Origin of the sequence: Acinetobacter sp. ANC 5045, assembly GCF_004331005.1 — a bacterium.
In the GTDB taxonomy this organism is placed as follows: domain Bacteria; phylum Pseudomonadota; class Gammaproteobacteria; order Pseudomonadales; family Moraxellaceae; genus Acinetobacter; species Acinetobacter towneri.
This window is the reverse complement of the sequence record NZ_SJNS01000001.1, coordinates 272,107-286,328: the sequence shown is the minus strand read 5'-3', so window position 1 is coordinate 286,328 and position 14,222 is coordinate 272,107. Positions and strand designations below refer to the sequence as shown.

General features: G+C 38.3%; 15 protein-coding genes, 1 tRNA gene and 2 pseudogenes. 9 read left to right on the top strand and 9 right to left on the bottom strand.

Annotation, left to right across the window (positions count from 1 at the left end):
* Positions 1-67 precede the first annotated feature (67 nt).
* Positions 68-451: an SCP2 sterol-binding domain-containing protein gene (locus tag E0H79_RS01475; protein WP_004972111.1), complete on the top strand. Its 384-nt coding sequence runs from the start codon at positions 68-70 to the stop codon at positions 449-451.
* A gap of 163 nt (positions 452-614) precedes the next feature.
* Here E0H79_RS01475 and E0H79_RS01470 read toward each other — a convergent pair whose 3' ends face one another.
* Positions 615-1,730 carry a transglycosylase SLT domain-containing protein gene (locus E0H79_RS01470; RefSeq protein ID WP_004972108.1) on the bottom strand — a complete coding sequence of 372 codons (1,116 nt, stop codon included), beginning with the start codon at positions 1,728-1,730 and terminating at the stop codon, positions 615-617.
* A 363-nt stretch (positions 1,731-2,093) separates the two neighbouring features.
* Here E0H79_RS01470 and greB point away from each other — a divergent pair, with 363 nt between their 5' ends.
* From greB to E0H79_RS01445, 6 genes are all read left to right on the top strand, one after another.
* The gene (gene greB, locus E0H79_RS01465) at positions 2,094-2,591 is read left to right on the top strand and encodes a transcription elongation factor GreB (RefSeq protein ID WP_004972106.1); all 498 of its coding nucleotides are present in this window, start codon (positions 2,094-2,096) and stop codon (positions 2,589-2,591) included.
* 86 nt (positions 2,592-2,677) lie between these two features.
* Positions 2,678-2,767: transfer RNA gene (locus tag E0H79_RS01460), tRNA-Ser, on the top strand.
* Between the two features lie 102 nt (positions 2,768-2,869).
* Positions 2,870-3,205, top strand: coding sequence for a hypothetical protein (locus E0H79_RS15470; protein WP_228258755.1), 336 nt, complete (start codon positions 2,870-2,872; stop codon positions 3,203-3,205).
* A gap of 172 nt (positions 3,206-3,377) precedes the next feature.
* A complete protein-coding gene (locus tag E0H79_RS15465) occupies positions 3,378-4,229 on the top strand; it encodes a hypothetical protein (RefSeq protein ID WP_228258754.1) in 852 nt (283 codons plus the stop codon).
* A 166-nt stretch (positions 4,230-4,395) separates the two neighbouring features.
* The gene (locus E0H79_RS01450; protein WP_004973749.1) at positions 4,396-4,851 is read left to right on the top strand and encodes a helix-turn-helix domain-containing protein; all 456 of its coding nucleotides are present in this window, start codon (positions 4,396-4,398) and stop codon (positions 4,849-4,851) included.
* Positions 4,841-5,407 carry an IS630 family transposase gene (locus E0H79_RS01445; protein WP_121533679.1) on the top strand — a complete coding sequence of 189 codons (567 nt, stop codon included), beginning with the start codon at positions 4,841-4,843 and terminating at the stop codon, positions 5,405-5,407. Before E0H79_RS01450 ends, E0H79_RS01445 begins: the two co-directional genes overlap by 11 nt.
* A gap of 166 nt (positions 5,408-5,573) precedes the next feature.
* Here E0H79_RS01445 and E0H79_RS01440 read toward each other — a convergent pair whose 3' ends face one another.
* The 5 genes and pseudogenes from E0H79_RS01440 to E0H79_RS01420 form a co-directional block, all read right to left on the bottom strand.
* Entirely contained in the window at positions 5,574-6,881 is a 1,308-nt protein-coding gene (locus tag E0H79_RS01440) for an aminotransferase class I/II-fold pyridoxal phosphate-dependent enzyme (RefSeq protein WP_109426805.1), read from the bottom strand.
* A gap of 21 nt (positions 6,882-6,902) precedes the next feature.
* Positions 6,903-7,377: pseudogene (locus E0H79_RS01435) on the bottom strand (hypothetical protein).
* Entirely contained in the window at positions 7,374-8,561 is a 1,188-nt protein-coding gene (locus tag E0H79_RS01430; protein ID WP_109426804.1) for an aspartate aminotransferase family protein, read from the bottom strand. The pseudogene E0H79_RS01435 and the gene E0H79_RS01430 overlap by 4 nt, the downstream one beginning before the upstream one ends.
* A complete protein-coding gene (locus E0H79_RS01425; RefSeq protein ID WP_004910162.1) occupies positions 8,558-8,818 on the bottom strand; it encodes a hypothetical protein in 261 nt (86 codons plus the stop codon). The genes E0H79_RS01430 and E0H79_RS01425 overlap by 4 nt, the downstream gene beginning before the upstream one ends.
* Before the next feature lie 3 nt (positions 8,819-8,821).
* Positions 8,822-9,562 carry a YggS family pyridoxal phosphate-dependent enzyme gene (locus E0H79_RS01420; RefSeq protein WP_109426803.1) on the bottom strand — a complete coding sequence of 247 codons (741 nt, stop codon included), beginning with the start codon at positions 9,560-9,562 and terminating at the stop codon, positions 8,822-8,824.
* A 172-nt stretch (positions 9,563-9,734) separates the two neighbouring features.
* On the opposite strand from E0H79_RS01420, the gene E0H79_RS01415 reads away from it, so the two are divergent.
* Positions 9,735-10,364: an FMN-binding negative transcriptional regulator gene (locus E0H79_RS01415; RefSeq protein WP_004910158.1), complete on the top strand. Its 630-nt coding sequence runs from the start codon at positions 9,735-9,737 to the stop codon at positions 10,362-10,364.
* 5 nt (positions 10,365-10,369) lie between these two features.
* Here the strand turns inward: E0H79_RS01415 and E0H79_RS01410 are convergent.
* The 3 genes and pseudogenes from E0H79_RS01410 to E0H79_RS01400 form a co-directional block, all read right to left on the bottom strand.
* Positions 10,370-10,822, bottom strand: a pseudogene (locus E0H79_RS01410) (hypothetical protein).
* 82 nt (positions 10,823-10,904) lie between these two features.
* Positions 10,905-11,789, bottom strand: coding sequence for a dihydrodipicolinate synthase family protein (locus tag E0H79_RS01405; RefSeq protein WP_109426801.1), 885 nt, complete (start codon positions 11,787-11,789; stop codon positions 10,905-10,907).
* 5 nt (positions 11,790-11,794) lie between these two features.
* Positions 11,795-12,577, bottom strand: coding sequence for an aldolase (locus E0H79_RS01400; RefSeq protein WP_004910147.1), 783 nt, complete (start codon positions 12,575-12,577; stop codon positions 11,795-11,797).
* 104 nt (positions 12,578-12,681) lie between these two features.
* On the opposite strand from E0H79_RS01400, the gene E0H79_RS01395 reads away from it, so the two are divergent.
* Positions 12,682-14,136, top strand: a complete 1,455-nt coding sequence (locus tag E0H79_RS01395) for a PLP-dependent aminotransferase family protein (protein WP_004910143.1) — start codon at positions 12,682-12,684, stop codon at positions 14,134-14,136.
* Positions 14,137-14,222: the final 86 nt, after the last annotated feature.

The window sequence follows — 14,222 nt, the reverse complement described above, 5'->3', positions numbered from 1 at the left end:
AAAACAGCTTAATAATGATGGTGTCTGGATAGACAACACACATGCACAAATATATTGAGGAAAAATCATGCCTGCTTTTTTAACTGATGATTGGTTTGCAACTGTAGAAAATTTAACGGCTCAAGCTGGTGATTTAAACCTACCTCCAGCACTTGCAAATCTGGCAATTAACTTAGTGGTGACTGATGCTGCAGGCAACACAGAATTGTCTTTAGATGGCGGTAAAATCCAAAAAGGTTTGGCGGACAACGCAAAAACAACATTAAATATGGATGCGGAAACTTTACGTAAAGTATTCCTAGAGTTTGACATGGCGGCTGCTATGCAAGCCTTTATGACAGGTAAAATCAAAGTACAGGGCGATATGTCACAATTAATGGCATTACAAACTGCAAAACCAAGCCAAGAACAAAAAGACTTATTTAAGAAGATTCTTGAGCAATCTGCTTAATTCAAGCGATTTACGCTGTAGCAGGCGAATTTCCCGCTATAGTACAAAAAAGCCTAGCTGAAGTATCAACTAGGCTTTTTTATGCACTGCAGCTTTAACAGCGCATTATTCATGTTTGAATTGCAGCTGATATACACTGCAACTCAATCACGCGAGGTAAATTTTAGATATTCACCAATTGCGGTGTGGTCTTAATATGCTCAAGGTAGGCGCGAATACGAGTCACATATTGCACTGCTTGACGATAACGACCATTGCTCGCTTTGTTACGGTCTAAATACGCATATAGGTTAACCCAATTGTTCGGGTTTTTGCCTTGTGAGCGAATACGCTTCTGAATTTGACTGACTGCACCAGGACCCATGTTATAAGCGACTAGGGCATACCAGTTACGATCAGGAAATGGAATATGCTCATAACGGCTCAGCATTTGGTCATAATACTTAGCACCACCCTGAATACTTTGTGCAGGATCGGTACGGTTGCTTACGCCCATCGCTTTGGCTGTATTATTGGTCAGCATCATAATACCGCGCACACCTGTTGGCGAAACCGAGTTGGGTTTGAGGTAAGATTCCTGATAACCAATTGCCGCCAAAAGATGCCAGTCTAAATCGTACTGCGTGGCAGTCTTTTTAAAGTTGGCCTTATATAAAGGTAAACGATTACGCAAATCCCGCTGGATCACATCCCACGATTCTTGTTTGACCACATTACGATTATAAAATGAAGCCAATTGGGTAATTGAGCCGTTTTGCTTGCCACGACAAACAAAGTTGCTTGCGGTTTGGCTAAGAGGATCATCTGCGTGTTTAAACACCCAGTTCAGCTCACTATTTAAACCATTACGCTTTAAAGTATTTAAATCGCCACAACTGGCAGAAAATGCCGTGAGTTGCTGCTTTTCGATGCTTTGGATACTCGACGTGGTCATGGCAAAGTTCGCTTTACCAGAAGACACCCATTTTAAAGCGGTCGCATTGTCGCTTACCGTTTTAAATTCGAGTTTCACATTCATGCTGTCGGCATAGTTACGCACAAGGTCATAACCAAAGCCATGTAAATGTTGTCCATCTTTAAACACTGTGGTTGGATTTTCCACAGACACAACGGTCAATTTGTTCTGATTGACGACGCTGTCAAATTGATGAACGGCTTTGCCTGCGTTAATACTGTGGAATGGGAGAAGAACAGTACTGAAAGCGAGGACTTTGAATGGGAGGCGATTAAAAAATGAGTGAAGGCTAAGCCTAGACCCAGACGTTGAACTACTGTGCATGTTGGCTCCGCTACAAGTAATTTATGCCCTAAAAAGCAAAGGCAACACACCTTAAACTTTTTCAAGTTTGATAAATTCAATAAGGGTTGGGCAGTCATGACGTCATTCAAAATGACTTGGGATTAAAGGGAAAATGTGTAAAATTTATACACAGGTTAAAAAGTGATCAAAACTAAAAGATGTGCGAATAATAAAGATGAAAATTTTGGATGTCAAATTTTGTACATAAATTTTTTGAAAAATGTAACATAAGATATTCATTTCATTGAGAAATAAATTTTATAAATTTTTATTGTGTATAAAAATGCAATAAAATATAGGATTGATGTTAACCAAATGTAAAAAAACGGCTGCAAAAACACCATGAAATCTAACTTAATTACACGTTCTGGACACGATAAACTCGTGGCAGAGTTACAGCATTTGTGGCATGAAGAACGCCCTGAAATCACCAAAAAAGTAAACTGGGCGGCAAGTCTCGGCGATCGCTCTGAAAACGCAGATTACCAATATAACAAACAGCTTTTGCGTAAAATTGACCGTCGGGTACGTTATTTGGGCAAGCGTTTAGAAGAGCTGCGTATTGTCGATTTTGCACCAGAACAAGAGGGTAAAGTATATTTTGGCGCATGGGTCGAAATTGAAAATGAACAAGGCGAGCAAAAGACCTTGAGAATTGTGGGCGTGGATGAAATTTATGATCATCATCCACAACATATTTCGATTGATTCACCTATGGCTAGAGCTTTGTTGTCTAAACAGGTAGATGATGAGGTGGAAGTGCAGACGCCGTTAGGCAAAAAGAGCTGGTTTATTAATTCGATACGCTATGAAAAGCCTGAAATTGCAGAAAATGACTGATTTTTGATTTTATTTTGAACATTTGGATCATAATTTTTAGAAAATATTTGCCAAGCTGAATTTTTCTTTATATGATAGCCGCCATTGGAAGCGTGGCAGAGCGGTTTAATGCACCGGTCTTGAAAACCGACGAGGGTGTGAGTCCTCCGTGAGTTCGAATCTCACCGCTTCCGCCAAATATTACCAACAAAGCCCTGACATTGTCAGGGTTTTGTTGTTTTTGGGGTTTATGCAACGTAAGCCTGTAGTAAGCAATAAAGATAATTAGGAGGGGGTAAATGGCATTAAATGAAAATTATATTCTTGAGGACTCAGATGCCTTGGGTAGCTTCGGTTTTATAACTTATACAGTTTCCTTAAAAGCTAAGGATAGAAGCTTCTTAATGGGGTTGAGAAATAAAGAAGACTTAGCGACTTTTGAAGAGTCGCTAACGACCTATTCTACAGCTATTCATGAGTATAGACATTATTATGATATGACCCATACTACTTATGGGATAGAGTATTTTTATAATTTAGACCAAGCACTTAGACAAAGATTTAAGCAGGAAAATGGTGATGAATATCATTTTCATAAAATTAAAAAGTTTGCAAATGAACTAAAAAAAAATTAGATATCCTTCTTATTACAACCAACTTTGGCAAGATGATGATAGTAAAAAATGGGACTTAATACCTTCTATTGGTAAAGTTTTTGATTCATATGGTAATGTATCAGACAGACCAATTTTATTTGCACGTTATTTTAATGCTCAAGGTGAATCTTTAGCTAGACATCCTTTCTCTATGGTGAGTTTGCTTGAATGCTCAGCAACAATTGATGAATATATTAATTCAATGGGGAATATCGTTGGTTTACTTAAAGATGATGAAACGCAAAGAAATTTTTTAGCGACTAGGTTCAAACAAAATAGTTTAGATTATATCTATAATATTTATTTAACAGAATATTCAACTTGTTTTCATCTAATAGCAAACCATTTTAGAATTGAAAATTTAGATGATCTTTTTGATATAGCTAGAGTGTTACTAGATATCTGTTTGAACTTTACAGAAAAACATTTTGATTTATTTAATGATAGTAATATTGTAGATAAATTATTTAAGCCCTCAGAAGGGTTTACGACAGAACAGTTAAATGATTATATTTATTTCAATGCTTCATTAAAAAATGGTCTTAAGTTTTTAGAAAGACCAATTTTATTCTATGTTTTGTTACAGCTAATGGAAAAGAAAAAATTTGAAAATAAACAAGAAGTAATTCAAGAAATTGATAGGATATTAAGTTCATGTGGTTTAAGTTGTAAAAGTATTATCATAGACGCAAGAAAATTAGTTAAAGATAAAGCAAATCTAATTATTCACTCAGATATAAATTATTTCGCAAAAATATCTCAAACAATTGGTTCTAACTTAGACAGGATTAGCAGGGCAGAAAATATTGATTCAGGATTTAATTTTTTCTTGAAATTTATTCAACATTTAGATTTACCTCTTTTAGAAATGGAGTCTGGTTTTGAAATCTTACTTCCTAGAGATGGTAATATATTGGCAGAGGTTAATTATCCTCAGGAAACAAAAGCAATCTTATTACTAAAAAATTGGGTGGATCAGTATGATGATGCATGTATTTTTTAAAAACAAAAGAAAGATAAACTTTTAATTCCTAGTATCGTCAACTAATTGTTGTTGATGTGGTACAGCAATAGCTTCCCATTCCTTTGAAACAGATTTTTGTACATGATAAGTTGACAAAAATAACTAATCATGCGAAAAAGTTTTTTTAGTTAACAGATGTTCACACATGCCTCGAATTGTTTCTGTACCACTTAGTTTAGAACAGCGAGAACGACTCATTTTTCTGGCCAAGCATGCAAAACATTGGCGTGAAAGACAACGTGCCCAAACTATTCTCTGGCTTTCTGAAGGTAAAAGTGTTGCGGAAGTTGCCACTCTACAAGAACGTATCCCAGAAACCATAAGGCTACAACGCCGACGTTGGGAATTGTATGAGTTTGAATCGATTAAAGAAGGTCATCGCTCAGGTCGGCCCAATACATTGATCTCAGACTATCAGGCGAAAATCCTAGATTGGGTCAATACAAGTCCACTCAATGCAGAACAAATCCGAGTCAAACTACATGAAGAATACGAAGTGTCCGTGTCTGTTGAAACCATTCGTAAGTTTTTACGTGATTCAGGTATGGTCTTCAAGCGTACCCGTCATAGCTTGAAAAAAAAGAGATCCGATTGCATTTGAACAAGCAACACAGCAGATTGAAAAATTACGAGAGCAAGCGGCACGTGGTGAAATTATATTAGGTTATGTTGATGAAACAGGGTTTTCATCTACACCTGATAACCGCTATGCATGGACAAAGATAGGTGATGTTCATGCGGTTGATGCAATAAGATTAAAACGAGTTAATGTCATGGGGTGTTTGCTTTCAACGGGGAAACTGGTGACAAGTTGTTTACAAGAGTCAGTTACAAGCACTTGGTTTTATGCCTATTTAACTGGAATAGCTCAACAAGTAAAACAGACTTATAACCTTCCATTGGTTCTTATTGTTGATAATGCCTCGATTCATAGAAGTAAAAAGATGGCTGATTACAGAGAGCTACTTAAAAGTAACTTTTCGACGAATTTGTATTTTATTCCAGCTTATAGCCCTGAGTTAAATCGAATCGAGATGGTATGGAAGCAGATGAAATATTATTGGCGAGATTTTCAAGTCATGACAGCTGATAAAATAGAGCAATGGGTGGAGAGAGTATCAAACCAATTCGGAAAAGAATACATGTTTACTTTTTAATGACAGCTTAGAGCCGAGAAAGGTAATTCGGGCATTTTCTGGAAAGTTTCTAATCTTTATCATATTGCATCCCTATTATTGATTTACTTAAATTGTATTGTCAGAAATAATGGAACTATGCCCTACAAGAACACTATTGCCAGATTCTTTAAGAGTAAAAACCTTTTTATAAATTAACCACCACCTCATAAATTTGTTGTAGCTGCTGACAAAATTCCTGCATCTGTGTTTCTGTCATGTCTGAGGTGCTGACTCTGATTGCTGATATATCCTGATTCACTCTAAAGTCTTGTCCTGAACGCACTAACCAGCCTCGCTGCCGTAGAATTTGAGTCGTTTTATCTGCATAAGGGAGGGATAACCAGATATTTAGCCCATCATAATGGGTTGCACAGGGGATGCTAAATTTTTGTAAATAATGAACAAATTTTTGATTTTGTTGTTGATAGTAAGATTTGGCAGTGTGTAGTGTTTCAGGGAACTGTTCTGAGCTGAATAGTTGATAAACCATTTCCTGAATAATATGGCTGACCCATGTTGAACCCGCATTCAGCTTGAGGTGTAGTTTTTCTGAAGTTTCAGAGTCGCAACATACAAATGCAAAACGGAAATCAGGAGATAAATATTTCGATACTGAACGAATGACTGCCCAGTGCTTCGTTGAGGGCGGAATAATATGCTGGTATTGAGCCTGAGCTAATAATGAGAAATGATCATCGACAATGACCAGTACATGTGGATAGTCTTCAAGGATGTTATAAATTTTTTCAGCCTGTACTGTATCCAGACTATAACCTGTCGGATTCTGCGAGCGTGGCGTAATAATCACTGCTTGCACATTTGCCTGTAATGCTTGCAGTAATTCATTGAGATCAAAACCCTGTTCACTGACTGTAAAGGGATACATTTTAAACTGTTGTTGTTCAATGGCAGAAATACTGGTGATAAAGCCAGGCTGTTCTACCGCAATCATATCTGATGAAACCAAGTAGGCAGCTAGAATCCTTTCGATGGCATCCACTGCACCATAAGTAAATTCAATACTAAAGGTCTGTGGAATATCGGCAAATATTTTTTCCTGCGTGATTTTTAATAGTTCAGGATGGTAAATAGTTTCCCCATAGAGTGCACAGTTAAAATGAGTTAAATTAATGTGCTTGAGAGAAGGCAACAATTCACGTTTTGGATTGCCATGTGCTAAATCAACAGTTCCTTGTAACAGGGGTTGAAAGCCTTCTAATAGACGTGAAGATTGATAGGATTTAACCTGTGTCCCTAAACGTCCTCTGGAGATCACAATCCCCATCGCAACCAGATTCTTATAGGCAGCCGCAACTGTATTACGATTAACACCGAGCTGTTCAGCCAGTTCCCGTACACTCGGTAAAAAGTCGCCCTCTTGAAGCTGTCCCTCTTTAATCAGTGTACGGATATTATCCTGAATATCTTGAGCGGTATTGCCTGTAATGTTCATAAAAAGTTCTATCTCAGGGGGTTATACAGGGATTAAATTGCTGAACCAGTCACGGAGTAACAGGCTGGCTTTTTCCTGTAATGGTTTGCCATAGTATGTATTCTCTTGGCGTAAGGTTAAAATATCAACCTGTGCCTGATTTAATTCAGCAGTATGTCCAATCAGCCAGCGTTCAAAAGTATGTGGATCAACTTCGGCATGGAACTGTAGTGCCAGAATATTTAAACCCACAGAAAATGCCTAAAGTTGGATAATTCTTTTTTAAACGTTGAGTCAGTGCTGCAATAAAATCTGTTAAGTAGGGATAAGTTTCAGTTTCATATACGCCAATAGGACCGCCTAATACAATGACAGGTTGTTTCGATGCCAATGCCTCATTCAGTACATCAACACCAAGCTGTAAATATTGAATTTGATAGCCTAAATCCTTGAAGACTGGAGCAAAACTTCCCAAGTCCTCAAATGCCAAACTTTGAATTGCATAAATGATTTTCATGGTTGTGACTCTACATAATTCTGACTTAATTCTTTTAATAACAGCGCAATTTGTTGGGCTAAATATTCGACTTGGGCATCAGTCATAATGAGGGGCGGTAATAAGCGAATGACTTTGCCTTGTGTCACATTGAGTAGTACCCCAAATTTTTCACTTGCCAGTTGAGGAATATTGGCAACAGGATGAATGAGTTCAATCCCAATCATTAGACCTGCACCACGTACGGATTGAATGTTTTGCAGTCCTGTTAATCTGGACTGTAATAAATCCAGTAGCTTATAGCCCTTATCAGCAATGGTTGCTAAATATTGCTTATCCAGTAAATCCAGAACGGTATATGCAACCCGACATGCCAATGGATTCCCGCCAAAGGTTGAACCATGTAAACCTGATTGCAATAAATGCCCCAATTTTTCATGTGTTAGACATGCCCCAATAGGAACACCATTCGCTAAGCCTTTGGCAATGGTTAAAATGTCAGGACGGATTCCAGCCTGTTGATAGAAAAACCATGTGCCTGTACGTCCAAGTCCACACTGGATTTCATCCAGGATCAGCAACCACTGTTGTTGGTCGCATAATTTTCTTAACTGTCTCAAATAAAGGGGTGAGGCAATATTAACCCCTGCTTCACCCTGAATTGGCTCAAGTAAGACAGCAACTACGTCTGGATCATGCTGATAATGCTCAATCGCTGCCAAATCATGAAAAGGCACAAACTCAAAACCATCCAATAACGGCCCAAATGCCTCTCGATATGCTGGTTTTGCTGTTGCAGATAACGCCCCAAGCGTTCGACCATGAAAGGCATTCTGCATCACAATAATTTTAGGTCGTTGTATACCTCGTTGATGACCATAGGCACGAGCGATTTTAATCGCAGCTTCATTGGCTTCTGTCCCTGAGTTACAGAAGAATGCCTGTGTTAAGCCTGTAATTTCTGCCAGTTTTTCTGCCAGACGTTCATTCCAGCCATGCTTAAACAGGTTGGAAAGATGCAAAAAGGTTTGTGACTGTGCCACGATCTCTGCATGAATCACTGGATGGGCATGTCCTAGCAATGTGACACCAACGCCTGAAATGGCATCGAAATAACATTTATCCTCTATGTCCCATAAATAACAACCCTCACCACGCTGGAATTCGATTGCCAAAGGTTGATAAATCGGCATTAAATAACTCATGTGGTTAGCTCTTTCAAAATATCCATAGAACAAGGTTGATAAAGATGTTTGCTGCCCAGTAATTGCATTGCACCATCTTTTTGCATTAAAAATCTTGTATCTTCAATGACCTGATAAAGTTCAAAACTTAAATCATCATGGGGTTGTAAATATTCCACTAAGGTCTTCATGTCTTTCAACGGCTGCAAGGAGCTGGTCTGAAAATTGCCCATGAGCTTGCCATGTTGATAGATGGTGAGTTGATAACTTTGGCTCATCGTTTATTGCTCCGACCAGTAATAGTTATCGGGCAAATCCCTTGCCCCAAAAATTGCCTGTCCGACCCGAATATCGGTTGCACCTTCTTCAATGGCAATCTCAAAATCACCTGACATACCCATAGATAAACGTTTGATGTTGGGATAATTTTTTTGGATGTCATCACGTAACAAACGTAAAGTTCGGAAACAGCGTCTTACTTCAACAGGATCTTTGCTATGAATGGCAAGAGTCATTAAGCCAATGATTTTTAATTGTGGATATTGCTGACATTGTTCAATAAGAGCTAAGGCCTGTTCTGGTTTTACTCCGAATTTACTTTGTTCATTGGAAGTATTAACTTGAATAAATACAGGAAGTATTCGCTGTGCATCTGCTAAACGATGGTTCAGCTTTTCTGCAAGTTTAATACTGTCTAAAGCATGAAATTCGTCAATAAACTTCGCTACATACTTCACTTTATTAGTTTGTAGATGCCCAATTAATATCCATTGAATTGGTAAATGCTGCAAGGCTTCATATTTTCCTTTGGCCTCTAATACCCTGTTTTCACCAAAGCAACGAAAACCCAACTGATAGGCTTGTTCAACTCGTTCAGCAGGTAAAGTCTTGGTCACAGGCAATAAGCGTACTTCTTCTGGATTACGTCCTATTCTTTGGCAGACTGCATCAACCTGCTGCTGAATTTCTTGAATATTCTTTTGTAACTCAACAAGACTATGTGGCGTATTATATCGGCTCATTTTAAAACTATGACATATAAATTCTGTCATAGGACAATATTGTAATTTAAATAAAAGTGCAAATCTTTATTTGATCTTTTAAAGCTAGACAGAAATATCTTATTGTCTTAGATTAATAAATATTGTCATAGGACGTTTTTTTGCTGTATTTAATGAAAGGAGAAATGGATAAATGTTTGTTCCTAATGATTTTAAAGAAACACGAACATCAGAAATTAATGATCTTGTTCAAAAATTTCCTTTAGCCTGTATTGTTGCAAATACAACACAAGGACTAATCGCCTCCCATATTCCGTTGGTGATGAAAGATGATCAGATTCTAGTGGGGCATCTTGCAATGACCAATGAAATGAGAAGTCTTATTGCTGAAAGTGAGGAGGTCTTATGTATTTTTAAAGGACCAGATGCTTATATTTCGGCAAACTATTATCCAAGTAAATTTGTAGATCATAAAAAAGTACCAACATGGAATTATCAGGCAATCCATATCTACGGTAAGATCAATTTTTTTACCAGTAATAAGACCAAACTGGCGGCTGTTGGCATGTTAACCAAGCAAAGTGAGCAAAAGGCAAATGGTGCATCAGGTTGGAAAATGTCAGATGCTCCAATAGACTATCTTATGGAAGAACTAGCAGGGATTATTGTTTTTGAAATAACAATTTCCCGAATTATCGCTAAGTCTAAATTGAGCCAGAACCGAGACTCGAGAGACTTCAATTCAGTTGTTAAAGAGTTACAGGCTAGAGGTGAACATGGAGTTGCGGAGAGTATGTTAAGGTTAGATAGAGGTCAAGGTTAATCATTTTAGGTTAAAAATTTGAAGATTGTCCCTATTAGAAGAATAGTTGTTGTACTTAATTCCGCTATGATCAATGCCACCATCATAAAGGTCATGCACCAGCTAGGAAGTGTCCAGTATCCAAGTTGGTGAGGCTGTTTAAACTGATTGGTAGTATCTTGAAGCAGCCCATGCAGAATATAAGATAAAATGGCAAAGGTAAAAAAAGAACAAATTCGCTAGTACACAAAGTAAGGCTACAGGATTGGATAACACGGTAAAATGGCTGAGTGTTGCCAAGATTAAGCTTGCGGCTACATACAGTAAACTACTATGATGGGCAAGATATAATAATGTGCTCTTGCACGTTCAGTGTGTCTAATCTGATAATATTTCCAGACACCTGTAAGCATGCCAATCCATAGAAAAATACCACTAAATACAATCGCCCACTGTGTTGCAACAGTTAAAATATACATTTCATTCCCTGCAAAATGAATTTGAATCACTACTACCTAGACAAGGAAAAATCTTGACTAGGTAGCAATATATTGTCTCAATTTAAGTTGCCATTGCCAGTTTCATTAATGACTTCAATTGGTTCACTTCAGATGGATTGGCCTTCTGTAAGGGCTTTCTTGGATCACCCACATTAAAGCCCAATTCATTTAAACCTGCTTTTACCGTTTTTGGTAAACCGCCCTGAACAATAAAGCGTAACAATGGGAGTTGTTTGTAAAATAGCCTTTGAGCTTGGGCAAGATCACCAGTTTTTGCTGCCTGATACAACTGGTTTGGCAATTTACCTAACAGATTTGGGGCAACTGTACACCAACCACTTGCACCTGCACAAAATGCCTCTAATGCCAACGGATTACAGCCATTATAAAATGGTAGTCTACCTTCTGTAAGTTCATGGAATTTATGCATACGTTGAATATCACCTGTACTATCTTTGACCATACAAATATTCTCAATTTCTTGAAACATCTTGGCAATTAATTCTGGTGACATATCTACGCCACTGGTGGCAGGATTGTTATAAATCATAATTGGCAGTTTGGTGGCTGCTGCAATTTGCTGATAATAATCATAAATTTCTTGATCTGTCAGTTTCCAATACGAAATTGGCATGACCATGATCACATCTGCACCCAATTCTTCAGCCTTTTCTGCTTTCTGAATTGCCATTGTGGTGGTGAGTTCGGAAATCCCTAAAATTACAGGTACACGATGATTGACCACTTCAATACTTTTTTCGGCAACCTGTTGCCATTCCTGCCAAGACAGATAAGCACTTTCACCAGCACTACCTAAAGGTGCAATCGCATCACATTGATGTTCCAGTAGAGCATTTAGGGTAATGGTTAGGGCATCGAAATCGATTTCCTGACTCTCAGCTTTAAAGGGAGTTATTGGGTAAGCAATGATGCCTTCTAATTTCATGGTGATTATCCCTCAATGCAATCTAAATGATTTTTTAAAGCCTTACGAGCGTAATAGGCAAAATTGACCTTATTACGTTTATCTGTTGAAACCCAGTCATGGGCTTCTTTGGCAAGTTCATGTGGAATTTGTTGAATTTGTCCTGCTGCCATTGCCAAAAGCTGTAAACGTGCTGCACGTTCAATCAGGATTGCTAGATTACAGGCTTCTTCAATCGTTTTTCCCGTGACCAGTTGTCCATGATGAGAAAGTAAAACAGCACGGTTTTTACCTAGAGCCGCTGAAATGAAAATTCCTTCCTCATTTCCAACAGGTACACCTGGCCAGTCTTCTACAAAAGAGCAATCTTCATACAAAGCACAAGTATCCATATGTGAGACTATTAATGGCACACGAAGCATGGATAATGCAGCCACATGCGTTGGGTGGGTGTGAATAATACAATTCACTTCAGGATGCTCTTTATAAATCCATGTGTGAAAACGATTGGCTGGATTTGCCATGCCTTCGCCATTTAATGGCTTGAGGTCTTGGTCAACTTCTAACAGATTTGCTGCGGTAATTTCATCAAAGCCTAAACCGAAACGTTGGGTAATAAAGGTATTGCCTTTTTCGGTACGACTGGTGATTTGCCCAGCAAGCCCAGCATCATGACCATGATCGAATAAGATACGGCAAGTTAGAGCAAGTTTTTGTTTATCGGTATAGCCTTCATCTTTAAAAAGCCGTTGCATACTCTGTTGGGCATTTTGCATCAACTGTTGCTTATCAAGTAGTGCGGTTTCCATAAGATCTCCTATTCGGTTGATTTGTCATTGCGACACGGGCAGAATAAGAAATCTGTGGGTGATTTAAAATATCCAGTTTTTAAAACTTATATGGTCCAGAAAAGATGATTCAGAAAATCAGGCAACAATCATGGGAAATGCGACTACATCTTGCCGAACGTAAAGAAAAGACCATTTTTCTTAAACTGGCAAATCAGATTATTCAGGAAATTTTGTCTGGACGATTACGACAAGGTACACGTTTACAGGGTTCACGCACTTTGGCGGATGAACTGGGGATTAATCGAAAAACCGTACAATCGGTCTATGAAGATTTAGAAGCACAAGGCTGGTTGGTATCTAAGCCACGACAAGGGACGTTTGTTTCTGAACATTTACCTGACCTTAAACTTGAATCACCGACAATCCCGATGACACTAGCCCAATCCGCTACTGAATCATCCATCCCACAGGAAGCCATTAAAAATGATGGTATTCCCGATACCCGATTGATTCCTTATGAACTATTTTCCCGTGCCTATCGTCATGCTTTAATTCAGGTGACTCGACAGCAAATTATGGGCTATGGCGAGCCGCAGGGGTGTCTGGAATTACGTCAAGCCTTATTGAATATGTTGTCAATGGAACGCTTTATTCAAGCGACCATACAGCATATTTGTGTGGTTCGGGGTAGTCAAATGGGGATATTTCTTGCGGCTCGTGTACTTGCCAAACAACCACCACAACGTCAGGTGATTGTGGTGGAACAATGGTCTTATCCGCCAGCCGTAGAAACCTTTTTATCCAATCATTTTCAGATTGTTCGGGTTCGATTAGACCAATATGGTCTGGATACTGATCATCTATTTGAAATACTGAAAAATCATACTGTTGCAGCAGTATATACTACGCCACATCATCAGTATCCTACTACTGTTTCTATGTCGATGGATCGGCGATTAAAACTTTTGGAGCTGTCTAAAACTTTTGATTTTTATATTATCGAAGATGATTATGACCATGAGTTCCATTATGACAGTCGCCCTATTCCACCTTTAATCAGTTTGCCTAATGCAGATAAAGTCATTCATATTGGCTCGTTGTCTAAGGTTTTTGCACCAAGTTTAAGGGTGGGTTATGTGGTGGCAGATTTGGAGATTATCCACGCCATGAAACAGGATATTTTGTTGATTGATAAACAGGGTAATGCGATTACTGAATTGGCAATTGCTGAGTTGATGCAACAAGGTGAAATTAAGCGACATACCCGAAAAATGCGGAAGATTTATCAAAGTCGTCGAGATTTTGCAGTCATGACCTTTCAGCAGATTTTTAAGGATAAAGTTGAGATTGTTACACCTGCGGGAGGCATGGCATTATGGGTGAAATTTAATCTGCCTTATCAGGTAGAATTTGTAGAAGCTCTTAAACAGTTATATATTGATTCTGAATATCAATTTGGTTCAGTACTTCATAATATATCAAATTATTTCCATATCCGCTTTGGTTTTGCTGCTTTAAGTGAAGAAGAAATAGCCCACATTGTTCAGATGTTGTATCAGGCTCTTTTGGAGAGATAGGCGATGGTTTTTGTGCATAAAGACTATCTGTATGTACTTGATGATAAATTGTCCTTGAAAAATCAAATATCACACTTATAGTGTGA

Bases quoted from the DNA above. Each gene is read 5' to 3' on its own strand.
- E0H79_RS01475 (WP_004972111.1), top strand. From the start codon at position 68: ATGCCTGCTTTTTTAACTGATGATTGGTTTGCAACTGTAGAAAATTTA.
- E0H79_RS01470 (WP_004972108.1), bottom strand. From the start codon at position 1,730: ATGCACAGTAGTTCAACGTCTGGGTCTAGGCTTAGCCTTCACTCATTT.
- greB (WP_004972106.1), top strand. From the start codon at position 2,094: ATGAAATCTAACTTAATTACACGTTCTGGACACGATAAACTCGTGGCA.
- E0H79_RS15470 (WP_228258755.1), top strand. From the start codon at position 2,870: ATGGCATTAAATGAAAATTATATTCTTGAGGACTCAGATGCCTTGGGT.
- E0H79_RS15465 (WP_228258754.1), top strand. From the start codon at position 3,378: ATGGTGAGTTTGCTTGAATGCTCAGCAACAATTGATGAATATATTAAT.
- E0H79_RS01450 (WP_004973749.1), top strand. From the start codon at position 4,396: ATGCCTCGAATTGTTTCTGTACCACTTAGTTTAGAACAGCGAGAACGA.
- E0H79_RS01440 (WP_109426805.1), bottom strand. From the start codon at position 6,881: ATGAACATTACAGGCAATACCGCTCAAGATATTCAGGATAATATCCGT.
- E0H79_RS01430 (WP_109426804.1), bottom strand. From the start codon at position 8,561: ATGAGTTATTTAATGCCGATTTATCAACCTTTGGCAATCGAATTCCAG.
- E0H79_RS01425 (WP_004910162.1), bottom strand. From the start codon at position 8,818: ATGAGCCAAAGTTATCAACTCACCATCTATCAACATGGCAAGCTCATG.
- E0H79_RS01420 (WP_109426803.1), bottom strand. From the start codon at position 9,562: ATGAGCCGATATAATACGCCACATAGTCTTGTTGAGTTACAAAAGAAT.
- E0H79_RS01415 (WP_004910158.1), top strand. From the start codon at position 9,735: ATGTTTGTTCCTAATGATTTTAAAGAAACACGAACATCAGAAATTAAT.
- E0H79_RS01405 (WP_109426801.1), bottom strand. From the start codon at position 11,789: ATGAAATTAGAAGGCATCATTGCTTACCCAATAACTCCCTTTAAAGCT.
- E0H79_RS01400 (WP_004910147.1), bottom strand. From the start codon at position 12,577: ATGGAAACCGCACTACTTGATAAGCAACAGTTGATGCAAAATGCCCAA.
- E0H79_RS01395 (WP_004910143.1), top strand. From the start codon at position 12,682: ATGATTCAGAAAATCAGGCAACAATCATGGGAAATGCGACTACATCTT.